Below are 23,632 nucleotides of genomic sequence, written 5' to 3'. Positions count from 1 at the left end.
CGGGATCCCATAGGCCCGGCGTGCTGTCGGGGGCGCGATACCCCGGCAGCACGCCGATGATCACGCGCCGCAGGTCCTCCACCCGTCGGGCCGGACCTGCAGCCTCCGACCGCCCGGCCCGAGAAGAATGGCAACGGATACGCTGGTGCCATGACTGTTCTCGTGTTCCTCGACCCGGCCCACGACGACGGCAAGGTCGTCGACGCCTCGCAGCCGCAACTGATGGCCACCGACCTCGGTGCCACGCGCGGGGACGGCATCTTCGAATCGCTGCTGGCCGTCGGCGGAGCTCCCCGGAAGGAGCAGGCGCACCTCGCACGGCTCGCGTCGTCGGCCGCTGCCCTCGATCTGGTGGTGCCCGGGGCGGAGGCCTGGAGCCGCGCCATCCGCACCGGGCTGCGGGAGTTCGCGGCGGCCGAGCCGGACCACGGCAACGCCGTCGTGAAGCTGATCGCCACGCGTGGAGTGGAGGGCGCGGGACATGCGACGGCCTGGGTCCAGGTGGCGCCCGTTCCGGCGTCGACCCTCGCACAGCGCGACGCCGGCCTGAAGGTCCTGTTCCTCGAGCGTGGGTACGACAGCACCGTTGGACAACGCGCGCCCTGGCTGCTGATGGGCGCCAAGACCCTCTCCTACGCCGTCAACATGGCGGCCATCCGCCATGCGAAGGCGCACGGCGCGGACGACGTCATCTTCACATCCTCCGACGGCAAGGTCCTGGAAGGACCGACGTCCACCGTGCTCCTCGCCTACGATCGCGACGGGCAGAAGACGCTCCTCACACCGCAACTGGAGAGCGGCATCCTGGCGGGCACGTCCCAGAGCGCTCTCTTCGCAGCGGCGAAGGAGCAGGGGTGGGAGCTCGGCTACGGTCCGCTCGAACCGCACCACCTGCTCGACGCCGACGCCGTCTGGCTGATCTCGAGCATCCGGCTCCTCGCACCCGTCCTCTCGCTCGACGGCCAGGACCTGCGCACGTCGGCCGCGCTCACCGCCGAACTCACCGAGCTCGTGGACCGATTCGTGTAATCTCCGCCACAAAATGGCCGCATAAAGGCCCTCTACGGCGTCAAACGCCGATTTTCACCCGTTGCCGTTTTGACCGGGTGCTTCACCCTGCCCTAGCGTTTTTCCTGAAATCAAGAGTTCCAGCCCTCGGCCCTGGCCGGCTGGACAGCAACCCTCTCCCGTAGTGGGGTGCTCCAGGTGAAGATTCGGCCGCCGGGACCAGTCCCCCGGTTGGCAAGTACGGCGTCGTGCGGTGTCCCGGGATTGCTGGGTAGCCACATCACAACGCGCAGCCCAGAACAGCGAGCGTGTCACCCAGCAGCCAGCAGCCTCCTTCCGTGCCGTCGACCGGCACCTCCGAAAACCCCTCACCTGTGCGCCCGGAATCCGGGCCGGTATCGAAGGACATCATGACCATCTCCCGTAAGGTCCTCGCGGCATTCGCCGTACCCCTCCTCGCCCTGACCGTCTCCTGCGGCAGCTCCAGCAGCGAGCCCACCGAGACCACCGACGCCCTGGCCGGCAGCGACCAGCAGTCGCTGGACCAGTACACCACCGAGGACAGCACGCCGATCGACGAGATCGACACCTCGAAGCTCGGTCTCATCACGGAGGGCACGCTGCGTGTCGGCACCCTCTCGGACGCCCCTCCGAACATCTTCATCGAGAACGGCGTCTTCACGGGCTACGACAACGAGTTGCTGCGCGCCATCGGCGACGAGCTCGGCCTCGAGGTCGAGTTCGCCTCCACCGACTTCTCGGCGCTGCTGGCGCAGGTGCAGAACAAGCAGTTCGACGTCGGGTCCTCCTCGATCTCCACCACCGAGGCCCGCCGCGGGAACGTCGGCTTCACCAACGGCTACGACTTCGGCTACATGGCCGTCGTCGCCAAGAACGGCTCCACGGTCACGGGCTTCGACTCGCTGTCCGAGAGCACCCGCATCGGCGTGGTGCAGGGCACCGTGCAGGACGACTACGTCACCAACACCCTGGGCCTCGAGCCCGTGCGCTTCGCCGACTACAACACGGTGTACGCCAACGTGAAGAACGGCCAGGTGGACGCGTGGGTGGCGCCGTCCCAGCAGGCCACCGGCCAGGTTAAGGAGGGCGACGACACCGCGATCGCCGAGACCATCATCAACACGGAGAACTTCACCGCCTACGCCGTGAACAGCGAGAACCAGCCCCTGATCGACGCCCTGAACGCGGGCCTCGACGCCGTGGTCGAGGACGGCACGTGGTCCGAGCTCACCAAGGAGTGGTACCCGGACCGCGAGATGCCCACCGACTGGAAGCCCGGCAGCAAAGCCGTGGAAGTAAAGTAGCCGACCCTCCATGAATGCCCTTGAACAGCTCGCGCAGACCTTCTTCGACTGGGAGGCGATGGCCGCCGTCCTGCCGGAGCTCCTCGCGGTCGGCCTGCGGAACACCCTGATCCTCGCGATCGCGTCCGGAATCATCGGGACGGTCCTCGGCATGGTCCTCGCGATCATGGGGATCTCCCGCAACCGGCTGCTCCGCTGGGCGGCGCGCATCTACACGGACATCTTCCGTGGGGTGCCCGCCGTCGTGATCATCCTGCTCATCGGCATCGGACTCAGCCCGATCTACCGCGAGGCCACCGGCAGCACGAGCCCGTTCCCCATGGGGATCCTCGCGCTGTCGCTCATGGCGGCGGCCTACATCGGCGAGATCTTCCGCTCCGGCATCCAGAGCGTGGAGAAGGGACAGCTGGAGGCCTCGCGCGCCCTGGGCTTCAGCTACCGCTCGTCGATGCAGCTCGTGGTGGTCCCCCAGGGCGTGCGGCGCGTGCTGCCCGCCCTGGTGAACCAGTTCATCGCGCTGATCAAGGAATCCTCGCTCATCTACTTCCTCGGGCTGCTCACCAGCGAACGTGAACTGTTCCGGATCGGGAACGATGCGGCCAGCAACACGGGCAACCTCTCGCCGCTCATCGCCTCCGCCGTGCTGTACCTGTGCCTCACGATCCCGCTGACCCACCTGGTCAACTACATCGACAACAGGTTGCGGACGGGCAAGCGGGAGAAGCCGGAACCGGACGAACTGGCCGCGAAGATCGGCGAAGGAGCCAAGGCGTGAAGACCATCGATTCGGGAACCCTGACCGGCAGGGACCTCCACCTGTCCTTCGGGACCAATCACGTGCTGCGCGGCATCGACCTGCACGTGGAGCAGGGCACGACGGCGTCGGTCATCGGCCCGTCCGGGTCCGGCAAGTCCACGCTCCTGCGTGTCCTCAACCGGCTGATCGAACCGGACAGGGGGGACATCCTGCTCGACGGCCGGTCCGTGCTGAAGGACAACCCGGACGAGCTGCGCCGCCGCATCGGCATGGTGTTCCAGCAGTTCAACCTCTTCCCCCACAAGACCGTGGTGGACAACGTCTCCCTGGCGCTGCGGAAGCTCCGGAAGATGTCCGCGGACGAGGCCCGGGAGAAGGCGCTGGCGCAGCTGGACCTGGTGGGGCTGAAGCACAAGGCCGACGTGCGGCCCGGCAACCTCTCGGGCGGCCAGCAGCAGCGCGTCGCGATCGCCCGGGCGCTGGCGATGGACCCCGAGGTCATGTTCTTCGACGAGGCCACGTCCGCCCTGGACCCGGAACTCGTCAAGGGCGTCCTCGCCCTCATGGCCGATCTGGCCTCGGCGGGCATGACGATGGTCGTCGTCACCCACGAGATGGGCTTCTCCCGCAACGTCTCCGACACCGTGACGTTCATGGACGGCGGCGTGGTCGTGGAATCCGGTCCTCCGGCCGCGATCTTCGACGACGCGCAGACGCCGCGCCTGAGGTCCTTCCTCGCGGACGTGCTGTAGCAACCCGCTGCACCAGCGCTGTCACGGCGGTCGCCCCGGTCAGGACAGGATGAAATTCCAGGTCCCGGCCAGGACGGCCGCCGTCACTGCGCTTGCAGCGATCAGGAGCCCGACGACGGCGACGCCGGCGTCGAGCGGGGAGAAGGTGCTCGTCCGCGCCCACGTGCGCGTTCCCCCGCCGAACCCGCGCGCCTCCATCGCGGTCGCGAGCCGTGTGGCGCGCCGGATGGCCTGCACGATGAGCCCGAAGGACTGCCCCAGCAGGTTCCGGGTGCGGGCGACGACGGACCCGTCCGATCCGATGCCCCGGGCGTGGCGCGCGAGCCCGAGCGTCTCCCACTGCTCCACCAGCAGGCCGACGAGCCTCAGCGATGCCAGGCCGCCGAGCACGAAGCGGTGCGGCAGGTGCAGTTTCTGCGCGAGGGCATCGGCCAGGTCCGTGGGGTCGGTGGTGAGGAGGATGAAGATGCCCGGCAGCGCGAGCGCCAGGCCCCTCAGCCCGACGGCGATCCCCGCGGCCACCGATCCCTCGGTGAAGAGGAACGGCCCGACGTCGAGCAGGACCCCGCCGCTCTTCTCCGCCAGCAGGGCGGTCCCGTAGGCGCCGACCACGGCGGCGATCAGCAGGGGCCAGATACGCCGCGCGAGGCCCACCACACTGATGCCCAGCAGCGGCATGAGGGCCAGCTCCGAGGTGAGCACCACCGCGGCACTGACCCAGTCGATGCTCGCCATCAGGGCGAACGTGATGACGGTGGCGGCGAACAGCTTGGACACCGGATTGGCCCGCACGAGCGTCCTCCCGGTCAGGACCGGGGTCAGGTGGTCGCTGCTCATCGGGACACCAGCCGTCCCGCTCCACCGATGATGTGAAGCGATGCTCCGCCGAGCGCGGCGATGAAGTCCGCGTCGTGCGTCACGGAGAGGACGGCCACGCCGTCGTCGATCAGTTCGCGCAGCAGGGTGACCAGTTCGGCCCAGGTCCCGGCGTCCTGGCCGAAGGTGGGCTCGTCCAGGATGAGGATGCGCGGGGCCGTGGCGAGCATCGTCGCGACCGACAGGCGGCGCTTCTCCCCGCCGGACAGCGTGAACGGATTGGCCTTGAGCAGATGGGTGAGCCGGAGCCGCTCGGCCAGCTCGGCGATGCGGCGCGGGTCCACGCTCCCGCTGACCCTCCTCGGACCGAACTCGAGTTCCTCCGCGACGCTCGCCGTGAGGAACTGGTGCTCGGGCTCCTGGAAGACCGTTCCGACGCGCTGCACGAGCTGGGAGGAACGCCAGCGGAACGGGTTCCTTCCGGCGTCCCCGGCGAGCCGGGCGGACGCCTCGAGGGTCCCTGCGCGCGGGCGGAGGAGGCCGCCGAGCGTGAGCGCCGCCGTCGACTTCCCCGCACCGTTCGGCCCGGTGATGCTCAGGGCCTCCGCAGCGCGCACCTCGAGCCCGAGGCCCTCCACGGCGGCCGGCCCGTGCTTCGTCCTTGCCACGGCCAGGCCGTGCGCCGAGAGGAGCACCTCCGCACCGCCGCCGGGCATTCGCCCGCCCACGGGGGGCCGCAGCCCCGGGACCCATACGCCCGCCGCAGCGAGCCGGCTTCGCGTCTCCTCCCGGCCGAGCACGGTTGCCGGGGCACCGTCCGCGAGGACGCCGCCCTCGGCATCGAGCACGATCACGCGATCGACGACATCGGCCCACACCGCCACACGGTGCTCCACGACCACGAGCGTCGACCCCGTACGCTCGAGGACCCGGGCGACGGCGTCGCGCACCTCCAGCACGCCGTCGGGGTCGAGGTTCGCGGTGGGTTCGTCGAGCAGGAGCAAGCCGGGTTCCATGGCGAGCACGGAGGCGAGCGCGAGGCGCTGTTTCTGCCCTCCGGACAACGCGGTGGTCGGGTGGTCGAGCGGGAGGTCCAGGCCGACGTCGTCGAGCGCCCGTCCCACGCGCCGCCAGATCTCCTCCCGCGGCACGGCGAGGTTCTCGGCGGCGAAGGCCACCTCGTCACCCACGCGCGCCAGCACGACCTGCGTCTCCGGATCCTGCAGGACGAGCCCCGCACGCCCCCGCGCCGCGGCGGGCGGGGCGCCGTCGAGCAGGAGTTCACCCTCCTGCTCGCCCTCGTCGTTGGTGCCGAGCACACCGGCCAGTCCGTGCAGCACGGTCGATTTGCCCGCGCCGGACGCCCCGAGGAGCAGGACCCGCTCCCCGGGCCGGATGTCGAGGTCCAGCCCGCGCGCGGCGAACGCCTTCCTGCCGGCATGGCGCCAGCCCCATCCCCGGGCGCGGACGTGCACCGCTCCGGAAGATGGCGCGTCGGCTGGTGTCACACGTCCGCCGTGCGGCCCGCGGCGAAGGAGGACAGCACGCCCGTCTTCGCGAGACCACGCATGGCGAGCCAGGACAGCAGTCCGGCGATGACGACGCCGGAGATGGCAGCGAACACGGTGTAGAGGACCTTGAACTCGATGGTCCACAGCGCGTTGTACATGATGTTCTCGCTGATCGCGAGGGCGAGCCCCGCTGCGAGGCCCGCCAGCAGTGCCACGGGCAGGTTCCACTTCCGGTAGAGGAACAGCAGGAAGACCAGCTCGGCCCCGAGTCCCTGGATGAGCCCGGAGACGAGGACGAGGATGCCGAACTGGGTGCCGATGAGCGCCGAGACCGCGGCCGCGAGCACCTCGCAGTAGACGGCGGCGCCGGGCTTCCGGATGATCAGCCCGCCGAGCACTCCGGCGATCAGCCAGCCGCCCGAGTAGAGGCCTGCCAACGGCGGGAAACCGGCGGTGAGCACGCTGATGCCCGAGTAGCCCGCCGACCAGGCGAAGAACAGGACGCCGACGGCGACCGCGATGACCGAGGCCACCACGATGTCGACGACACGCCACTGGGTGGTGCGCGGAGAGGTGCCCGTGAGGGACGCTGGTGATGCCATGGTGATTTCCTCCTGAGGTACAGGAGGGGAGAGTGCCGGACTGCCGTGGAAGCAGCATCCGCGCACTCTGAGAACTCGACTCCCTTCGCCGGTACTAGCCGGATCAGGTTCGAGGGTCTGCGGCGGTCCGCACTCTCAGCGCCCGCTCCGCAGCCTGCTGCGAATCGGCGCTCCCCTGTCGTTTGTTGGTTGAGCGCTACCGATCCTACACCTGCGAAGGGCCGTGGGCCGCGACTAGGCTAGGCCCAGGACTATCGGACTAGAAGGAGAAACCATGAACGTGGTGTTCAAACTGCTCGGCGCCGGCATGAGCGTGGGTGCGGGCTTCGTCGGGACCAAGCTCGTCGACTTCCTGTGGGAGAAGATCACCGGCGAGGCCCCGCCGAAGAGCAAGGACGGGCTGGAGAACACCCTGCGCTCGGCCCTCGTGTTCGCCGTCATCTCGGGTGCGGTCAGCACCACCATCCAGGTGCTCACCAACCGCTCCACGCAGAAGGCGATCGACCGCTTCTCGAAGACACGCGACCTGACCTGAGTCCTTCGCGGCAGGGCTGGAGGAGGGCTGGAGGAGGGCTGCCCGCCGTTTCGTGCGCAGGGTTCATGGCGGCCCCCCCTCCTGGCGCTCAGACGCCGATGACGGTGAGCCATCCGGCCAGGGCGAGGAGGGTGATGGCGAGCACCGGGAGGGTCAGCACGATGCCGACACGGAAGTACTGGCCCCAGCCGATGTGGATGCCCTTGCGGTCCAGGACGTGCAGCCAGAGCAGGGTCGCGAGGCTGCCGATGGGGGTGATCTTCGGGCCGAGGTCCGAGCCGATCACGTTGGCGTAGATCATGGCCTCCTGCGTCAGACCGGCAGCGCCGGCCGAGCCGATGGCCAGCGAGGCGATGAGGACGGTGGGCAGGTTGTTCATCAGGGACGCGAGGACGGCGACGATGACGCCGACACCGAGAGCGGTGACCAGCACCCCGTTGGAGCCGATGCTCGAGAAGACGCCGGCGAGCTCGTCGGTCAGGCCCCGGTTCCGCAGCCCGTACACGACCAGGTACATGCCGATGGAGAACAGGACGATCTGCCACGGCGCTTCCTTCAGGATCCGTGGAACGGAGATCCTCCCGCTCGGGAGCGCGACCCCAGCGGCAGATGCTTCGTCCTCCTGGTCCGGACCGGCGGTGGCACCGATGACGGGCGTGACGTGAGGCCGGGCCGTCGACCGGCGGGACGCGCCGACCGTCTCGTAATCGAGGTCCGCCGCCCGTCCGGCGCCTTCAGGTGATCCTGGCGCCGGCCCCGGCGCTGCGGACGTGCCGGTGAGGGCGCGCGTACGGGGGAAGAGGAAGGCCGGCTGGCGGGAGGCGACGATCATCAGGACGACGGCTCCGACTCCCGCGACGGCGGAGAGCGGGATCTGCAGTGGTTCGGCGGCGAAGTAGCCCACGAGCAGGACCCCGAGGATCACCCAGCCGGCCCTGAACGTCAGCGGGTCCGCGATGGCGGACTTCGGACTGGCGAGGACGGTGACGTCGTAGCGGCGCGGGATGACCTTGCGGAAGAACAGCAGCAGGACGCCGAGGCTGGCCGCGACGGACACGATGCCGACCGGGACCATCACGACGGCGTAGCGGGCGAAGCTGATGTCGAAGAAGTCCGCGGTGACGATGTTGACGAGGTTCGACACGACCAGCGGCAGACTGCCGGCGTCGGCGATGAATCCGCAGGCGATGACGAAGCCGAGGGACGCCTTGGCCGGGAACTTCAGGGCCAGGAGCATCTGGATGACGATCGGGGTGAGGATCAAGGCCGCCCCGTCATTGGCGAAGACTGCTGCGATCGCTGCCCCGAGCAGGACGATGAGCGTGAACAGCAGCCGTCCGTCACCCCTGCCCCAGCGGGCGACGTGCAGGGCTGCCCAGGTGAAGAACCCGGACTCGTCGAGGATCAGGGAGATGATCACGATCGCCACGAACGCGAAGGTCGCATTCCACACGATGTCCCACACGATCGGGATGTCGGACAGGCTCACCACCGTGGTGATCAGGGCTACCGCCGCACCACCGAGGGCGGACCAGCCGATGCCGAGGCCCCGGGGCTGCCAGATGACCAGGGTCAGGGTGGCGAGGAAGATCAGGATGGCGACCACGGTCATGGCAGGACTCCTTAGGGGAGGGACACGCAGGGGGAACGCATGGAAGAGGGCAGGGAGGAGCCCGGCGAGGGAGCAGACGGGACCGGCTGTCGACGGCCGCGATCCGCGCCGGTCGGCTACGGGGCCATCACGGTGGCGTGCAGGGCGGTGACGCGTTCGAGGATGTCGTCGCGGACCAGGCGCATGCGCTCGATGCCGTCGATGCCGCGCTCGCTGGGCTCGTCGGTCTCCCAGCGCTCGTAACGGGCGCCCTCGACCTCGTCGACGTGCGCTTCAGGGCCCAGGATGACGACGAGGTCCGCCTGCTCCTGGTCCTCGCGGGTGATCGGACGGGGGACGTTCTGGCTGATGTCGACCCCGATCTCCGCCAACACCTCGGCCGAGAGGCCGTTGACCGAGGATCCCGGCCTCGATCCGGCCGACGCCGTGGTGATGGAATCACCGGCGACCTTGTGCATGAGGCCCGCGGCCATCTGGGACTTGCCTCCGTTCTTCACGCACACGAACAGGACAGCGGGCTTGTCCGCCTTGAAGCTCACAGGGGTTCTCGATTCTTCTGAGCGGGCAGGAGCCCGGAGAGGTCGGGGGTCACGCGGGTTCGGCGAGGACGCCGGCGAGGGAGGTCAGGGCTCCGGGCACGAGGGAGAAGTACGCCCACACCCCGCGCTTCTCACGGTGCAGGATGCCCGCGTCGACGAGGATCTTCAGGTGGTGCGACACGGTCGGCTGCCCGAGATCCAGCGGCTCGGTGAGGTCACAGACGCACGCCTCGTGCCCGGCGCTCGAGGAGATCAGCGAGATCAGGCGCAGACGGTTCGGGTCGGCGATCGCCTTGAACTGCCTCGCCAGTTCCTCGGCCCGATCCGCGCTCATCGCCGGTGCCCCCGACGGCACGCAGCAGGGACCCTCTGCACCCGCCGCATCAGGGGTCGCCGTGGCGGCTCCGGTCGTTGCGGGGTCCGCAGTCCTGGACTCGGTGATCGTCGTCATTCACCTACCGTACCCTGATATTGACAACCATCAATATGCTTTCCATACTCGAGACCGACACCGGTCGATCTCCGGGACCGGGCGCTGAACGAAGGATCACCATGAGCATCGAGACGACCACCGAGGTCAGGAAACCGTCGGTCCTGTTCGTCTGCGTCCACAACGCGGGGCGGTCGCAGATGGCAGCGGCGTACCTCAACCACCTCTCCGAGGGGCGCATCGAGGTTCTGTCCGCCGGGTCCCAGCCCGCCGACCAGGTGAACCCCGCCGCGGTCGAGGCCATGAAGGAGGAGGGCATCGACATCACCGCCGAGACACCGAAGGTCCTCACCGCCGAGGCCGTGAAGGCTTCCGACGTCGTCGTCACCATGGGGTGCGGGGACGAGTGCCCCTACTTCCCGGGCAAGCGGTACGAGGACTGGGTCCTCGAGGATCCCGCGGGCAAGGGTGTCGAGTCCGTCCGCCCCATCCGCGACGAGATCAAGGGCCGCATCCAGCAGCTCATCAGCGAGCTCCTGCCCGCCGACGGGACCGCAGCTCATGCCTGAGACCACCCCCGGAACAAGTCCCGCCGCCGGGTCCGGCATGACCGATCTTCCTGTCGCCGTCATCGGCGCCGGACCCATCGGCCTCTCGGCGGCCGCGAACCTCCTCGAGCAGGGCCTGACCCCGATCGTGTTCGAGCAGGGGCCCGGCGTCGGCGCGGCGATCCGGCAGTGGGCGCACATCCGCCTGTTCTCACCCTGGGAGTACGGCATCGACCCCGCAGCCCGACGGCTGCTCGAACCCACCGGTTGGGCCGAACCACGCCGTACCGCACTGCCGTACGGCCGCGAACTGGTGGAGTCCTACCTCGAGCCCCTCGCCGCCGTCCCAGCCATCGCCGACACCCTCCACTTCGACAGCCGGGTCATCGCGGTCACCCGCCTCGGCATGGACAAGACCCGCACCAAGGACCGCGACACCACCCCGTTCCTCGTCCGGGTCACCGCACCCGACGGCACCACGGACCACCTCGTGCGAGCCGTCATCGACGCCTCCGGCACCTGGAACCGGCCCAACCCGCTCGGACAGGCCGGACTGACGGCACCCGGGGAAGGCGCGGCGTCCCAGTTCATCACCAGGCCGTTGCCCGACGTCGTCGGCGCTGACCGGGCACGCTTCTCAGGCCGGACGGTCATGGTCGTCGGCGCCGGCCACTCTGCCGCCAACACCCTGATCAACCTCGGTCAGGTCGCCAGGAACGAGCCCGGCACCCGCATCCTCTGGGCCGTCCGCGGCAGCGCGTCGGCCCGACGCCTCTACGGCGGCGGGGACCTCGACGGCCTGCCCGCCCGCGGTGCACTCGGCAGCCGCCTGAAGACCCTCGTCAGGGACGGCGTCGTCGAACTCATCACCGACTTCACCATCACCTCGCTCACCGGAACCGGATCGGGCCTCACCGTTGCAGCGTCGACGCCGGACGGTTCCCGCGCCGTCGACGTCGACGTCCTCGTGCCCGCCACCGGGTTCCGCCCCGACCTCGACATGCTGCGCGAACTCCGCCTCGAACTGGACCCGGCCGTCGAGGCGCCCCGTGCCCTCGGGCCCCTGATCGACCCGGAGTTCCATTCCTGCGGAACAGTCCCGGCCCACGGGGCGGACGTCCTGGCGCACCCCGAGAAGGACTTCTATCTCGTCGGGATGAAGTCCTACGGGCGAGCCCCCACCTTTTTGCTGGCCACCGGGTATGAGCAGGTCCGTTCCGTCACCGCCGCGATCGCGGGTGACCCCGAGGCTGCTTCGCGCCTGCAGCTCGAGCTGCCTGAGACGGGCGTCTGCAGCACCGACCTGGGCGGATGCTGCTCGGAACCGCAGCTCGTCAGCATCGGATTCCCCACCGGCACGGCCCACGGACGCTCCGGCGCCCCCGACCACTGATCGGACACGGGTCGGGCCGGCGGGCGGACAGACCCGCGCCAGGAGCGCGGACCGGCCGCGCGGCGCGGCGCATCACGGACTAGTCCTCGTCCCCGTTGCTGCGGCCGGGCGTCACAGCCTGCAGGATGCGGTGCAGGCTCATCGCGATAGCGGCCGCCGCCCCGAAGGGGATATCGCGGGACGACGCCTCGTACGCTGCGGCTTCGAGCGCTGCGAGGCTGCGCTCGGCGGCCTGGAACGTCTCGGCGTCGTTCTCCTGCACCGTCCACAGGTCGAGCACGTCCCCGACAGCAGTGAAGGCCTCCCGCAGGGGCGGCCGGACCGCGTTCGGCAGGGGGTGCTCACGGGACGTCCCGTGCAGCGCATCCTGCAGCATGTTCGTGATGTTGAGGGTGTGGAATGCGACGACCTCCAGGACTTCGACATGCCGGTAGTCGCGGCGGACGTCCCGCGGGTGGAAGCGCCGCCGGACGTTTCCCTTCCGGCTCTCGTCCGCGTACTGCAGGGCCGCCCTCGCGTTGCGGGACGACTCCGTGAGCTCGTCCCGCCGCTGCGCCCAGCGCGGGTCATCCGCGGCCCAGTCCTCGTCCAGCGCCTCGCCCATCTCCTGGAGCTGCCTCGCGGCCGCCCTGCGGAGCCGGCTCATCTGGCCCACCGCGTCGTCGAGGTTCAGTGGTGGCAGGATGAGCACGCTGACCGCCAGCCCGACGCCGACACCGACTACCGTCTGGACGAAGTACCCCAGCGAGTATCCGAGGTTGTCATTGCCGATGACCAGAACGAACAGTCCGGCGGAGGCGATACCGGATCCGCCACCCGCCGTCCTCTTCAGGGCACCCGCCAGGAGCACGCCCATGCCGACCACGAAGGCGATCGTCAGCCCGTCGGGCTCCCCAGCCCAGTTCGCGACGTGGGCCAGCACGATCCCGATGGTGAGGCCGATGACGGTCTGCAGCCCGGACCTGAGCGTGCTGGCGACGGTCGGGTACATCGCGAGCAGCGCACCCAGGGGCGCGTAGTACGGATAGCGGGAAGCCTCACCGGGTATGCCCAGAGCGATGATCCAGGCGAGCGCTGCGGCGAGCGCGGCCTTGCCCGCGAGGAGGAGCTGCGGATTGACCACGGCTGCGCGGAGGCGATCGTCCAGATGGCTGCTCAGGCGCGCCGCGAGCACGCCACGGCCGGGAAAGGTTCTGTTCTTGGCCATCTCCGCAGTATGGCATCTGCCCCTGAGCAGGTCCTGCACGCCCGCACCGGATGGGACGCCGCCGCAGCCGGACACCCATGGAGGGAAGCCCGGGGACAGGCCTCCGGGCCGGCAGCTAGAGGGGGCTTCCCGCCGCGACCGTCATCTCCCGGGGGGAGGAGATACCGCTCGTGAGTCCCGGTCCGGTCGCCCTCAGTGCCAGCCAGGTCGCGAGCGCGCCCAGCGCCGCACCGGCGATGACGTCGACGAGGTAGTGCCACCCGAAGTAGACGGTGGCGAGGGCGGTGAGCAGCACGTAGGCCCAGAGGAGCACCCTGAGAACGAGCGGCATGCGGATCAGGTGCGCGACGAGGGCGGCGGTCACGACCACGGAGACGTGGAGGGAGGCGAAGGCGGCGATGCCGTGCACGGACTGCGTGGCGTGCGGATCGTCGAGGACGCGCACCCGGTTCCGGTACAGGGAGTCCGCGAGTTCGGTGACGGCGGTATCGGGAAGGTCGGTGAAATGCTTCCGCTCGACGAAGACCGGGCCCAGGGAGGGCAGCACGTAGTAGCTCGCAGCCCCGAGGATCCAGTTGAAGGACAACGCGCTGACGTACCAGGCACCGTGGGAGATCTGCCGGGACCAGACGAGGGCCGCGGCAACCGATACGGGGACGAACATGAGGTAGGACAGGTACACGGCGGACAGGACGTGCGCACTGATGCCCGTACCGAGCAGGTGCTGCAGCGCATCCCCGGGATGGTGTCCGCCGGTCAGCCAGCGATCACTCGCCTGAAGGAGCGGATCCGTGACCCGTTCGCGGACGAACGGCAGGAAGCTCTTCATGTTGCGGTACGAGACGTACGCGAGATAGAAGGTCGCCAGCCCCAGGGAGGTGGCCAGGATTCGTGGCACGGGCCAGCTGCAGCGGAATTCGGCCAGTGCGACGCGGAGGACGTTCCGCAGGCCGGGCCGCCCGAGCAGGGTGCGCGGAGCGATGTCCGCCAGGATCATCGCGACGAGGAGCGCGGGCAGCCGCACGTAGCTGGGACCGAGGAAACCGTCCGGGTCACGCAGGGGCAATCCGAATGCCACGGCCGTCAGGACGGTGAGGGCGGTGAAGGATGCCGCCACCGTGAGGGGCACGCGGAACAGTCCTGGTGGAAACCGCACCGACGCCGTGGTATTTAACTCCATCAGATACTTCTAGCACCTCCTGGCGCCTTCGGGCGCGATTGTCGGCAGTTACGCGCCCTGTTTGCTGCGTCATCTGCTGATTCCGTCGGTGCCCGGGCGCCAGGCCGCACGAGGCCGTGGCACCTTCTCCAACCGTCACGGGCGGGCCATACTGGCGGCATGAGCATCCTCAGCACGCAGCAGATCCTCGACGCCGGCCTCGATGACTGGCGGAAGCTGGCGCAGGCCCTTCACGCCCGCTTCCTGACACGGGACTTCGCCACGGGCCTCGCCCTCGTGACCGCCATCGGCGGTCTGGCGGAGGAGGCCGGTCACCATCCGGACATCACGCTGAGCTACCCGCACGTCGACGTGTCGCTCATCAGCCACGATGCAGCCGGTGTGACCGCGCGCGATCTGGACCTGGCACGTCGCATCAGCGACCTGGCAGAAGAACGCGGCATCATCGCCGATCCTGCGGCACCCGCCGTCGTCGAACTCGCGCTCGACACGGCGGACGTGGCCGCCATCGGACCGTTCTGGGCGGCGCTGCTCACCGGCGATCCGGGTGCCGTGGACGGCGACGACGTCGCGGACCCGGGCGGGCGGGTACCGCTCCTGTGGTTCCAGCACACCGACGCGCACGCGACACCACGCCAGCGCTTCCACATCGATCTCTGGGTGCCGCACGACGCGGCGGAGGCCCGCATCGCCGCCGCCGTCGCGGCCGGGGGCACCGTGGTGGACGAGGCACAGGCGCCCTCCTTCACGGTCCTGGCCGATCCCGAGGGCAACAATGCCTGCGTCTGCACCGTCCTCGGGCGCTGAGGACTCCGGCGGGCGATCCGACGATGCAGCAGGCAGGACCGCAGGACGGCGGGCGCGTGGACGTCCTCGTGGTGGGCGCGGGTCCCACCGGACTCATGCTCGCCAACTGGCTGGTGAAGCTCGGTGCGAGCGTCACCGTGATCGACGGGAAGGCGGGCCCCACCCGCGAGTCCCGGGCCCTGGGCGTGCACTCGCGATCCATGGAGATCTACGACCAGCTCGGCGTCGTCGACCGGGTACTCGCCCAGGCCGTCCGTGCGGAATCGATGCGGCAGGGCTTCGGGCGCACCGCCTTCGCGCCCATCCCCCTGACCGGCCTGGGCCGGGGCCTCACCCCGTACCCCGGCATGTACATCCTCGAGCAGAGCGCCAACGAGCGGATCCTCGCCGACCACCTGCAGGAGGTCGGCGGGTCGGTCCGGTGGCGGCATCGGCTGTCAACGCTCACCGAGCAGGACGGCGGCGTGCTCGCCGTCGTCGACGGCCCCATCGGATCCTCCACGGTGCGCGCCCGCTTCGCGGTGGGCTGCGACGGGGCGTCCTCCACCGTCCGGTCCCGGTGCGGAACCCCGTTCGAGGGCACCACCAGCAGGCAGACCTTCTACCTGGTGGACGCGGTGGGCGTCCACGGACTCACTCCTGCCTCGGTCAACATCCGCCAGGGTGCCACCGGGTTCCTCCTCGCCTTTCCCATGCGGACCGACGCCTCCGGCAGGAACGGACAGCGGCTGATCGGGATCGCCGGCGACGACGACGCCCCCGCGGTCACGGAGGACTACGCCCGGCACCGCTTCGCCGAATCGTTCGGCGTCACCTACGAGGACTCCCGCTGGTTCTCCACGTATCGCGTCCACCACCGCATCGCCACGCACTTCCGCACCGGTCCGGTGTTCCTCGCCGGCGACGCCGCCCATGTGCACTCCCCCGTGGGTGCGCAGGGCATGAATACCGGGCTGCAGGACGCCCACAACCTCGCCTTCAAGCTCGCGGACGTGGCCTCGGGGCGTGTCCCGGAGACGGTCCTGGACCGCTACGAGTCGGAGCGACGGCCCGTCGCACTGCGACTCCTGAAGACCACGGACGCCCTGTTCCGCGGCATCACGTCGCGTTCGGCGGCAGCGATGCTGGTGCGCAGGTACGTGCCGCGGGTGGTGCTGCCCGCCGTCGTCGCCCTGCTCCCCCACCTGCCCATCGGCCGCCACCTCGCCGGCTACCTCGGCCAGCTCCGCATCCACTACCGGATGGAGGGCGCTCCGTCGGGGCGCCGCCGCGACGCCGTCGTAGGCCGCCGGCTGCCGTGGACCGGGGAGAACTTCGACGTGCTGCGATCTGCGGCGTGGCAGGTTCACCTCTACGCGGCCGAGCAGGAGGCAGCACTCCAGGCGGCCTCCGCCGCACGCGGCCTCGGACTTCCCCTCCACACCTTCGCCACCACCGGCACCAGCCCGTTGCGACCCGGCGTCCTGTACCTCGTGCGGCCCGACGGATTCGTGGCAGCCGCTTCACCTCCCGCACAGGCCGCCGCCCGTTTCCGCTCGACCTGCGGGGACCAGATACCCCGTCTGCACGAGGGCTGACCCCGGAACGGACGCGTTCCGGCCGGCCCCGGTCTTGGGTGCGCGGATGGACACGCCGGCGGGCTAGGCCACTCCCACGCGCGGGAAGACGTCGTCGAGGTAGGAACCCAGCATCCTCGGACTGAAGGGCTTGGGGATGAAGTGGTCCGACCCGGCCACCAGGCACTGCTCCGCGGTGAGCTGCGGAGGTCGGGCCGAAATGGTGAGGATGTGCGCGTCGGAGCCCGCCCTGAGCTGTGCACAGAGATCGATGCCGTCCATGTCCGGGAGGTTGAGGTCCAGCGTGACGAGCCGGGGGTCCACCGTGCCCACGAGCCGACGTCCCTCGCTGCCCGTGATGGCCTCGTGCACGGTGAAGCCGCGCGAGGACAGGACGATGCTGAGCAACTGGCGGATGTCGGCGTCGTCCTCGATCACCACCGCGTCGCGCCGCAGCCCATCCATGTGTGCCTTGAGTCCCAAAGTGTCCGTCCCCTGATCAGCAGTAACCTTACCGTTCGCTGCCGGCGCCGACCACCGCGGCGCTCTCGGTTCCGTCCACGGCCCCGCGTCGGACAGGGAAGCATCGGCGTCAGCGACCGGGGGCGGAGGTCCCCGAGCCGGCGATACCGGTGCTGCCGGTACCGCCCGCGCTTCCCGTGGCCGCGCGCGGCGGCGGCTGCTCCCGGGGGCCCGCCACCCCGCCGTCCACGGCCCGCTCCACGACGTCGTCCAGTTCGTCGAGCGTGAGCAGGTCACGCCGCAGATGGCGCGTCCGGTAGCCCGCACGGCCCACCATGTGCGCGGACACGGGGCTCGTGAGCAGCTGGAAGACCCAGCACAGGACCAGCAGGGGCACGAGCGGCCAGCTCCCGGTCTCCACCGCGAGCGCCAGGAGGAAGAGCAGGAGCCCGAGGACCTGCGGTTTGGTTGCCGCGTGCATGCGCGAGAGCAGGTCGGGGAACCTCACGAGGCCGATCCCGGCGGCGAGTGACATGAGCGCCCCGCCGACCAGGAGGACAGACACGATGACGTCGTCGATCATGGCGTTACTTCCTGTCCGTGACGAAGCGGGCAACGGTGACCGAGCCGATGAAGCCGATGAGCGACACCGCGACGAGGAGGATCAGGTTGTCGAGGTGCCGGTTCACGATCATGTTCAGCACGAGCGCGGCGCCGATGATGGCGAGGACGACGTCGAGGGCCAGGACGCGGTCGAGGATGGACGGTCCCCGCACCGCGCGGTACAGCGCCAGGAGTACTGCGACGGAGAGTATTCCCCCGACTACATATGTAACGGCCGTCATCGCGACCCCTCCTCGACCCGGAGGGCCGCGAGGTCGGCCCTGCTCCCCATCACCCGGATCAGCCAGGCCTCGGTTGCGCGGACGTCACGGCGGACCGCATCGGCATCCGCCGCGGACGCCACGTTGAGGCAGTGGAGGTAGAGCGTCGACGAGGAGCGGTCCACCTCGAGGACGAGCGAACCGGGGATGAGGGAGATCGCATGGCCCGTCGCCGTGACCAGGAAGTCCGAGGAGCTGCGCAGCTCCACCGCGACGACCGCGTTCCGGAGGGCCGGACCCTTGCTCACGGCGAGCCAGAACACCTGCAGGCTGGCCGTCACCAGCTGGAGGAGGAACCGGCCGATGAACGGGACGAGCCAGAGCACGTTGAAGCGGCCCGTCAGTTCGACGGGAGGCAGGTAGAAGAAGTTCACGACGGCGTACGAGATGATCGCTCCGAACACGAGGTTGCCCCCACCGAAGTCCTGCCACAGGGCGCCCCAGACGAGGACGAGCCAGATGACGAGCGGGAGTTCGGTGATGAGGGGGATGCGCTGCCGGCTCATTCGTCCGCCCCCGCTCCGAGGACGGCCTCGATGTACGGAGTGCGGTCCAGCATCTCCTGCGCCGCACCGTCGCTGAGTGCGAAGAGCGGCCCGGCGAGGACCGTGAGGGCGAGCCCGAGCGCCACGAGGCCGATGGTCGGGCCTGTCATGGTGCCGGGCATCAGCGTCACCGGGTCCTTGCCTGCGAACCGCCCCGAGTCCTCGCCGGTCACGTGGCGTGATGTCCCCACGCTGGAGCCGTCGGCCTTGCTGGCGAGCAGGATGGGATCGGGATTCTCGGCGTCGGCAGGGCTGCGCCAGAAAGCGCGGTTCCAGACGCGGGCCATCACCAGGAGCGTCAACAGGCTGGTGAGGACTCCCCCGGCCACCAGGACGTACGCCAGCGGGGTCCCGAGCGCGACACCCGCCTGGATGAGTCCGAGCTTCCCGAGGAATCCCGAGAACGGCGGGATGCCCGCGAGGTTCATGGCCGGGAGGAAGAAGAGGATGCCGAGGAGCGGGGACAGTTTCGCCAGCCCCCCGAGCCGGTCCACGTTCGCCGTCCCGCCGCGGCGCTCGATCAGTCCCGTGACGAGGAAGAGGCTGGTCTGGACGGTGATGTGGTGGGCCACGTAGTAGACCGCGGCGCCGAGGCCTATCCGCGTGGAGACGGCCAGCCCGAAGACCATGTACCCGATATGGCTCACCAGCGTGAAGGACAGGAGTCTCTTGATGTCAGCCTGCGCCAGGGCGCCGAGGATCCCGACGATCATCGTGAGCAGCGCGACCACCATGAGGAGGGAGTTGATCCGGTCGCCCGGGAAGAGCAGCGTCTCGACGCGCACCATGGCGTAGACGCCCACCTTGGTCAGCAGGCCCGCGAACACCGCGGTGACCGGCGCGGGCGCGGTCGGGTAGGAGTCGGGCAGCCAGAAGGACAGCGGGAAGACGGCGGCCTTGATGCCGAACGCCACGAGCAGCATCAGGTGCAGCACCATCTGCGTGGCCGGGTCGACCGTCTCGAGCTTCACCGCGAGGTCCGCCATGGTGATGGTGCCGGTCGCCCCGTAGATCATCGCGATGGCGATGAGGAACAGCATCGAGGAGACCACGCTCACGACGACGTACGTCACGCCCGCCCGGATGCGCGGCGCCGTGCCGCCGAGGGTCATGAGGACGTAGCTCGCCGTCAGGAGGATCTCGAAGCCCACGTACAGGTTGAAGAGGTCCCCCGTGAGGAACGCGTTGGACACCCCGGCCACGAGGATCAGGTAGGTCGGGTGGAAGATCGACACGGGGCCGTCCTCGTCGCCGTCCGCCATGCCCTGGCCCGCGGCGTAGACCAGCACCGCGAGACTCACGGCGGAGGAGACCACGAGCATGAGCGCTGAGAACTGGTCCACCACGAGCACGATGCCGAACGGCGGCTCCCAGCCGCCGAGCCTCACGGCGTACGTCCCGGTCGACGGTGCGGCGAGGAGCATCACCACTTCGATGAGCAGGGTCACGCCGAGCGTCGTGATGCTCACGGCGCGCTGCGCCCGCGCGTGCCGGATCAGGATGAAGGTGGCGGCAGCGCCCAGGAACGGCAGGACGACGGCGAGCGGCGCGAGGTCGGCGGCGATCATCGCGCCTCCCCCACCCTGCCGGCACCGGCACGGCGGCCGTCGTCGTCGTCGTCGTCGTCGTCGTGGGGGCCTACACGGCCTTCCGTGTCGGCGTCGGAGAACTCGGTGGTGTCCGCGGCGATATCGGCGTCGTCCTCGTAGTCGTAGCTGTCCTGGTCCGCCACGCGCCGGTCCTCCGGGTCGTCCTGGACGTCGTCCTCCCGGCCCAGCACCCAGGACCTGTAGATGATGCCGAGCATGAAGGCGGTGACGGCGAACGTGATGACGATCGCGGTCAGGATCAGGGCCTGCGGGAGGCTGTCGCTGTAGTCCTCCGGCGGTGTCCCCGAGGCGTAGAGGGGAGACTTCCCTCCACCCCCGCTCATGGCGAGCATCAGGATGTTCGCCCCGTTGCCCATGAGGATCAGTCCGAGCAGCACGCGTGTCAGGCTGCGTTCGAGCAGCAGGTATATCCCTGCTGCGAACAGTGCCGCCATGAGCACGATGAGCGTGATGTTGACCGTCACGGCCGGACTCCTTCGGTGGCGGGCGGGACGAGCGCGTCGGGTCCGGCGTCCTCGACGACCGGCCCGTCCGCCTCGCTGCGCTCGTCGATCTCCGACCCGAGGCTCCGGAGCACGTCGAGGACGAGGCCGACGACGATGATGTACACACCGATGTCGAAGATGGTGGACGTCACGAACTTCACGTCGCCGAAGACCGGCAGCCAGAACTCGAGGACGTAGCTCTCGAGGACGGCCCCGCCGACGAGGAGTGGGGCCGCGGCGGTCAGGGAGACGATCGCGAGGCCGATCCCCAGGAGCGTTCCGGCACTGACCGGACTGGCCTCGGCGAGTTCGAAGCGCCCGCCCGCGAGGTAGCGGACGGCGAGCGCGAGGCCCGCCGTCAGGCCTCCCGCGAAACCGCCGCCGGGGAGGTTGTGGCCGGCGACCAGGAGGTAGATGGAGAGCACGATGACGGTGTGGAAGAGCAGGCGGGTGATCACCTCGAAGATGATCGAACGACGCTCGGGCGCCAGGGTCCGCCCGGCCACGAGCCAGGGATCCCGCGGAACGTCGGCGAAGCGTGCGGCGAGGAGTCGCGCGGCGCGTGACCTGCCGCCGGCGTCCAGGGGTTCCTGCCCGCGGTCCACGGACCCGTCCGCGACGCCGTCGGCCCGGTGCCGCTTGTCGCCGCGTCCGCGGATGAAGATGAGGCTGGCGATGCCCGTGGCCGCGATCGCGAGCACGGTGATCTCACCGAAGGTGTCCCAGGCGCGGATGTCCACGAGCAGGACGTTGACCGTGTTGGCGCCGCCGCCGTCCTCGTAGGCCAGCTGCGGATACGCCAGGGAGATGGGAGCGGCGGTCCTCGACGCCATGGCCGACATCGCGATGACGGCCATGACGCCGCCGAACGCGACACCGAGGGTGGCACGCAGCAGCCGGTGCCGGCTCTCGGCGCGGTTCCACAGCCGCGCGGGCAGGGAGCGCAGCGCGAGGACGAAGGCCACGAGCACGATCGTCTCGACGAGCATCTGCGTCAGCGCGAGGTCCGGTGCTCCGTGCAGCGCGTAGACGACCGCCATGCCGTAGCCGGTGATGCCCACCATGAGGACGGCCATGAACCGCTTGTTGGAGCGCAGTGCGGCGAGGATGCCCCCCAGGATGACGATCGCCGCCACGACCTGCGCCGGCGATTCCGCGATCGTGAACCGGGAGGGAAGCGGCGCATCGAAGATGATGAGCGCCGTCAGGGGCGTGATGATCGCGGTGGACAGGATGACGAACAGGTAGAAGGCCAGCGAACCGCGCTGGGTGCGGCCCGTGACCCACACCGCGACGTCGTCGAGCACACCGATGGCGGAGCGGTACACCGCCTCCGCTTCCCTGACGGCGGGAAGGCGCCCCTGCAGCCGTTCGATGCGCGCACGCAGCAGGTACAGGGCGACGCCCGCCGCGATGGTGAGCGCCGACAGCAGGAGCGGGAGGCCGAAGCCGTGCCACAGGGCGAGGTGCGGTGCGGGGTCGGCGGACGGGAAGAGTGTCGCGTAGGGCGCGACGGCGGCGTCGAGCGGTGCGGGCCAGACGCCGAGGGCCAGGGATGCGACGGCGAGCAGCGCGGGTGCCAGCAGGAAGGACGTCCGGACACGCCTGAACGGCGTCTGCGGCCTGCCGTGCTTCAGCGCGAAGGCGCCCCAGACGAACCGGGCGCTGTAGGCGAAGGTGAGGATGGAGCCGATCACGATCCCGCCGAGGAGGAGCGTGCCGGCCGTGCCGTCCTCGGCGCGGTGCACGAAGGCCTCGAAGACCGACTCCTTGGCGACGAACCCGAGCAGGGGCGGAACCCCTGCCATGGATCCGGCCGCCACGAGGGCGACGGCGAACAGGGCGGGCGAGGTGGCTCCGACTCCGGACAGGACCCGCAGGTCGCGGGTGCCCGACTGGTGGTCGATGATACCTACCACCAGGAACAGCGTCGCCTTGAAGAAGCCGTGGGCGAGCAGCAGTCCCAGGCCTGCCACCGCGCCGTCCGGCCCGCCGAGTCCCACCACCATGGTCAGGAAACCGAGCTGGCTCACCGTCCCGTAGGCCAGGACGAGCTTCAGGTCGAACTGCCGCAGGGCGCGCCACCCGCCGAGCAGCATGGTCGCCATGCCGAGGACGAAGATCACCGGGTGCCAGAACGCCGTCTCTCCGAACCCGGGGGCGAAGCGCGCCACGAGGAACACCCCGGCCTTCACCATGGCCGCGGCGTGCAGGTAGGCGCTGACGGGGGTGGGTGCCGCCATGGCGCCGGGCAGCCAGAAATGGAAGGGGACGAGCGCCGACTTGGTGATGGCCCCGACCAGCACCAGCCCGATCGCGACGTCGACCAGCGTGCCGCGTGCCGCCAGCGCGTCCGCTCCGGCGAGGATCTCGGAGATGCGGTAGGTCCCCGCTTCCTGTCCGAGCATCACCAGGCCCACGAGCATCGCCAGCCCGCCGAAGGTCGTGATGATGAGCGCCTGCAGGGCGGAGCGTCGCGCCGAGAGCCGGTGGCGCGAGTAGCCGATGAGCAGGTAGGACAGGATCGTGGTCAGTTCCCAGAAGATGAACATGAGGATCAGGTCATTGGCCGTCACCAGCCCGAACATCGCCGCGGCGAAGGCGAGCAGCTGCGCGCCGAAGGCGCCGACGTCGGGATCGTCGCTCTTGAAGTAGCGCGCACAGTAGAAGAGCACCAGGGCGCCGACGCCGAGGATCAGGATGCACAGGACGGCGGCGAGGGCGTCGAGCCGGAAGGCGAACTCGAGCTGAAGGCTGGGGATCCACGGAACCGTGACCGACGGCGGTGCGTCGGCCCGGCCGTTCGGAGCGCCCTGCTCGGCGGCGAGGACCTGCGGCAGTCGGACCATGAGCCAGACGAAGCCGGCAGCAGGCGCCGCCGCGAGGACGAAGAATGCCGATCTGCCGAGCCGGGAAAAGAGAATGGGCGCTCCGAGTGCGAGCGCGAACATCGCGATCAGCACGGTGGGCATGGGAGTCTCGATCTTCCGCTGGGGGTCGGTCGGGCTCCGTCCAGTCTACCGAAGGAAAGACGGCCGGCCCTGCCCGGAGCGGGCCGATCACCTGCA

Annotated in this window: 25 protein-coding genes and 2 riboswitches; of the genes, 9 read left to right on the top strand and 16 right to left on the bottom strand. The window is 69.7% G+C overall.

Features of this window, described 5'->3' with window-relative positions; all coding sequences use genetic code 11:
• Positions 1-150 precede the first annotated feature (150 nt).
• Entirely contained in the window at positions 151-1,029 is an 879-nt protein-coding gene (locus AC1MFI_RS07245) for an aminodeoxychorismate lyase (RefSeq protein WP_479820431.1), read from the top strand.
• Positions 1,030-1,137: 108 nt separating this feature from the next.
• Positions 1,138-1,255, top strand: a riboswitch (SAM riboswitch).
• Between the two features lie 33 nt (positions 1,256-1,288).
• Here the strand turns inward: AC1MFI_RS07245 and AC1MFI_RS07240 are convergent.
• The gene (locus AC1MFI_RS07240; protein ID WP_479820430.1) at positions 1,289-1,420 is read right to left on the bottom strand and encodes a hypothetical protein; all 132 of its coding nucleotides are present in this window, start codon (positions 1,418-1,420) and stop codon (positions 1,289-1,291) included.
• Between AC1MFI_RS07240 and AC1MFI_RS07235 the strand changes: the two genes are divergently transcribed.
• From AC1MFI_RS07235 to AC1MFI_RS07225, 3 genes are read left to right on the top strand one after another with little or no spacing between them, the layout of a single operon-like run.
• Positions 1,419-2,333: an ABC transporter substrate-binding protein gene (locus AC1MFI_RS07235; RefSeq protein WP_479820429.1), complete on the top strand. Its 915-nt coding sequence runs from the start codon at positions 1,419-1,421 to the stop codon at positions 2,331-2,333. The genes AC1MFI_RS07240 and AC1MFI_RS07235 overlap by 2 nt on opposite strands.
• Before the next feature lie 10 nt (positions 2,334-2,343).
• Positions 2,344-3,108, top strand: a complete 765-nt coding sequence (locus AC1MFI_RS07230) for an amino acid ABC transporter permease (RefSeq protein ID WP_479820428.1) — start codon at positions 2,344-2,346, stop codon at positions 3,106-3,108.
• Positions 3,105-3,842 carry an amino acid ABC transporter ATP-binding protein gene (locus AC1MFI_RS07225; RefSeq protein WP_479820427.1) on the top strand — a complete coding sequence of 246 codons (738 nt, stop codon included), beginning with the start codon at positions 3,105-3,107 and terminating at the stop codon, positions 3,840-3,842. Before AC1MFI_RS07230 ends, AC1MFI_RS07225 begins: the two co-directional genes overlap by 4 nt.
• 39 nt (positions 3,843-3,881) lie before the next feature.
• Here AC1MFI_RS07225 and AC1MFI_RS07220 read toward each other — a convergent pair whose 3' ends face one another.
• Genes AC1MFI_RS07220 through AC1MFI_RS07210 form a run of 3 tightly spaced genes read right to left on the bottom strand, consistent with a single transcriptional unit; the run spans position 3,882 to position 6,771 of the window.
• Complete coding sequence (locus AC1MFI_RS07220; RefSeq protein WP_479820426.1) at positions 3,882-4,679, bottom strand: energy-coupling factor transporter transmembrane component T family protein; 798 nt, start codon at positions 4,677-4,679, stop codon at positions 3,882-3,884.
• Positions 4,676-6,166, bottom strand: coding sequence for an ABC transporter ATP-binding protein (locus tag AC1MFI_RS07215; RefSeq protein WP_479820425.1), 1,491 nt, complete (start codon positions 6,164-6,166; stop codon positions 4,676-4,678). The genes AC1MFI_RS07220 and AC1MFI_RS07215 overlap by 4 nt, the downstream gene beginning before the upstream one ends.
• Positions 6,163-6,771: an ECF transporter S component gene (locus tag AC1MFI_RS07210; RefSeq protein ID WP_479820424.1), complete on the bottom strand. Its 609-nt coding sequence runs from the start codon at positions 6,769-6,771 to the stop codon at positions 6,163-6,165. The genes AC1MFI_RS07215 and AC1MFI_RS07210 overlap by 4 nt, the downstream gene beginning before the upstream one ends.
• Positions 6,772-6,834: 63 nt before the next feature.
• Positions 6,835-6,958: riboswitch (TPP riboswitch) on the bottom strand.
• A gap of 87 nt (positions 6,959-7,045) precedes the next feature.
• Here AC1MFI_RS07210 and AC1MFI_RS07205 point away from each other — a divergent pair.
• A complete protein-coding gene (locus AC1MFI_RS07205) occupies positions 7,046-7,306 on the top strand; it encodes a DUF4235 domain-containing protein (RefSeq protein WP_400482099.1) in 261 nt (86 codons plus the stop codon).
• Positions 7,307-7,394: 88 nt separating this feature from the next.
• On the opposite strand, the gene AC1MFI_RS07200 is transcribed toward AC1MFI_RS07205, so the two are convergent.
• The 3 genes from AC1MFI_RS07200 to AC1MFI_RS07190 form a co-directional block, all read right to left on the bottom strand.
• Positions 7,395-8,918, bottom strand: a complete 1,524-nt coding sequence (locus tag AC1MFI_RS07200) for an arsenic transporter (RefSeq protein WP_479820423.1) — start codon at positions 8,916-8,918, stop codon at positions 7,395-7,397.
• 116 nt (positions 8,919-9,034) lie between these two features.
• Positions 9,035-9,457, bottom strand: a complete 423-nt coding sequence (locus tag AC1MFI_RS07195; RefSeq protein ID WP_479820422.1) for an arsenate-mycothiol transferase ArsC — start codon at positions 9,455-9,457, stop codon at positions 9,035-9,037.
• A 49-nt stretch (positions 9,458-9,506) separates the two neighbouring features.
• Positions 9,507-9,908 carry an ArsR/SmtB family transcription factor gene (locus AC1MFI_RS07190; protein WP_479820421.1) on the bottom strand — a complete coding sequence of 134 codons (402 nt, stop codon included), beginning with the start codon at positions 9,906-9,908 and terminating at the stop codon, positions 9,507-9,509.
• Positions 9,909-10,009: 101 nt separating this feature from the next.
• Here AC1MFI_RS07190 and AC1MFI_RS07185 point away from each other — a divergent pair, with 101 nt between their 5' ends.
• Positions 10,010-10,456 (top strand): arsenate reductase ArsC, encoded by a 447-nt coding sequence (locus tag AC1MFI_RS07185; protein WP_479820420.1) that lies wholly within the window; start codon positions 10,010-10,012, stop codon positions 10,454-10,456.
• Between the two features lie 37 nt (positions 10,457-10,493).
• A complete protein-coding gene (locus AC1MFI_RS07180) occupies positions 10,494-11,828 on the top strand; it encodes an FAD-dependent oxidoreductase (RefSeq protein WP_479820419.1) in 1,335 nt (444 codons plus the stop codon).
• Positions 11,829-11,907: 79 nt separating this feature from the next.
• Here the strand turns inward: AC1MFI_RS07180 and AC1MFI_RS07175 are convergent, their stop codons facing one another.
• Both AC1MFI_RS07175 and AC1MFI_RS07170 read right to left on the bottom strand, forming a co-directional pair.
• Positions 11,908-13,035, bottom strand: coding sequence for an FUSC family protein (locus AC1MFI_RS07175; protein ID WP_479820418.1), 1,128 nt, complete (start codon positions 13,033-13,035; stop codon positions 11,908-11,910).
• A 115-nt stretch (positions 13,036-13,150) separates the two neighbouring features.
• A complete protein-coding gene (locus AC1MFI_RS07170; protein WP_479820417.1) occupies positions 13,151-14,215 on the bottom strand; it encodes a phosphatase PAP2 family protein in 1,065 nt (354 codons plus the stop codon).
• A 159-nt stretch (positions 14,216-14,374) separates the two neighbouring features.
• Here AC1MFI_RS07170 and AC1MFI_RS07165 point away from each other — a divergent pair, with 159 nt between their 5' ends.
• Positions 14,375-15,022: a 4a-hydroxytetrahydrobiopterin dehydratase gene (locus AC1MFI_RS07165; RefSeq protein WP_479820416.1), complete on the top strand. Its 648-nt coding sequence runs from the start codon at positions 14,375-14,377 to the stop codon at positions 15,020-15,022.
• 23 nt (positions 15,023-15,045) lie between these two features.
• A complete protein-coding gene (locus tag AC1MFI_RS07160; RefSeq protein ID WP_479820415.1) occupies positions 15,046-16,599 on the top strand; it encodes an FAD-dependent monooxygenase in 1,554 nt (517 codons plus the stop codon).
• Positions 16,600-16,662: 63 nt separating this feature from the next.
• On the opposite strand, the gene AC1MFI_RS07155 is transcribed toward AC1MFI_RS07160, so the two are convergent.
• The 7 genes from AC1MFI_RS07155 to AC1MFI_RS07125 all read right to left on the bottom strand — a co-directional run bounded on the left by AC1MFI_RS07155 (position 16,663) and on the right by AC1MFI_RS07125 (position 23,536).
• Positions 16,663-17,043, bottom strand: a complete 381-nt coding sequence (locus AC1MFI_RS07155) for a response regulator transcription factor (RefSeq protein ID WP_479820414.1) — start codon at positions 17,041-17,043, stop codon at positions 16,663-16,665.
• Between the two features lie 127 nt (positions 17,044-17,170).
• Positions 17,171-17,623 carry a monovalent cation/H(+) antiporter subunit G gene (gene mnhG / locus AC1MFI_RS07150; protein ID WP_479820413.1) on the bottom strand — a complete coding sequence of 151 codons (453 nt, stop codon included), beginning with the start codon at positions 17,621-17,623 and terminating at the stop codon, positions 17,171-17,173.
• A 4-nt stretch (positions 17,624-17,627) separates the two neighbouring features.
• Positions 17,628-17,885, bottom strand: a complete 258-nt coding sequence (locus AC1MFI_RS07145) for an MrpF/PhaF family protein (RefSeq protein ID WP_479820412.1) — start codon at positions 17,883-17,885, stop codon at positions 17,628-17,630.
• Complete coding sequence (locus tag AC1MFI_RS07140) at positions 17,882-18,430, bottom strand: Na+/H+ antiporter subunit E (protein ID WP_479820411.1); 549 nt, start codon at positions 18,428-18,430, stop codon at positions 17,882-17,884. The genes AC1MFI_RS07145 and AC1MFI_RS07140 overlap by 4 nt, the downstream gene beginning before the upstream one ends.
• Positions 18,427-20,037, bottom strand: coding sequence for a Na+/H+ antiporter subunit D (locus AC1MFI_RS07135; RefSeq protein ID WP_479820410.1), 1,611 nt, complete (start codon positions 20,035-20,037; stop codon positions 18,427-18,429). The genes AC1MFI_RS07140 and AC1MFI_RS07135 overlap by 4 nt, the downstream gene beginning before the upstream one ends.
• Positions 20,034-20,543 carry a Na(+)/H(+) antiporter subunit C gene (locus AC1MFI_RS07130; RefSeq protein ID WP_479820409.1) on the bottom strand — a complete coding sequence of 170 codons (510 nt, stop codon included), beginning with the start codon at positions 20,541-20,543 and terminating at the stop codon, positions 20,034-20,036. Before AC1MFI_RS07130 ends, AC1MFI_RS07135 begins: the two co-directional genes overlap by 4 nt.
• Complete coding sequence (locus AC1MFI_RS07125) at positions 20,540-23,536, bottom strand: Na+/H+ antiporter subunit A (RefSeq protein WP_479820408.1); 2,997 nt, start codon at positions 23,534-23,536, stop codon at positions 20,540-20,542. Before AC1MFI_RS07125 ends, AC1MFI_RS07130 begins: the two co-directional genes overlap by 4 nt.
• Positions 23,537-23,632: the final 96 nt, after the last annotated feature.

The sequence above is a fragment of the Arthrobacter sp. BC5 genome (genome assembly GCF_056680255.1).
The sequence above is the reverse complement of the archived record's forward strand: the minus strand, read 5'-3'. Positions and strand labels throughout refer to the sequence as shown.